The organism is Winogradskyella wichelsiae, assembly GCF_013403925.1.
Taxonomy (GTDB): Bacteria; Bacteroidota; Bacteroidia; order Flavobacteriales; family Flavobacteriaceae; genus Winogradskyella; species Winogradskyella wichelsiae.
Genome location: NZ_JABFDJ010000056.1, coordinates 1 through 530 on the forward strand (window position 1 = coordinate 1; position 530 = coordinate 530).

At 31.9% G+C, this 530-nt stretch carries 1 protein-coding gene; it reads left to right on the plus strand.

Annotation, left to right across the window (positions count from 1 at the left end):
- Positions 1-225: 225 nt before the first annotated feature.
- Positions 226-530: IS110 family transposase (locus tag HM985_RS17155; RefSeq protein ID WP_179377424.1), on the plus strand; the 305-nt coding region annotated here is incomplete at its 3' end.

Sequence of the window (530 nt, forward strand, 5' to 3'; positions counted from 1 at the left end):
CTTAAGTTAGCATTTTAATAAAAACACTAAATTTAAGCTATATAATTAGAAAGAACAAAAGAGAGGAATAAGGTTAATATATACGCGGAGACTACAGATCTCGTCAACATTGAAAATCCCCTCTCTTTTTCTACACAGATTTCGTACAGTTCTTTGAGGCGTTTAGACCTCGATTTTAAGTCGTTGAAACTCGGGTAGCTAGTCCTTTCAAAAAAACATTTTCTTATGAATAAAGATATAAAATATTTTGGACTTGACATTAGTCATTTAGTTTTTGATGTTACCGATTCCCAAGGGAATTATTATCAGTTTAAAAACAGTATTTCAGGCTTTAAAAAGTTTGTAAAACTCTTAGATGTTAATAGTCATTGCGTCATGGAAGCCACAGGGTATTATCACTACCAATTGGCCTATTATTTGCAGGAAGAAGGTATTAAAGTTTCGGTAGAAAATCCATTGGCAGTAAAACGTTTTATTCAGATGAAGCTATCAAAAATCAAGACCGATAAAAGCGATTCTAAACTAATATG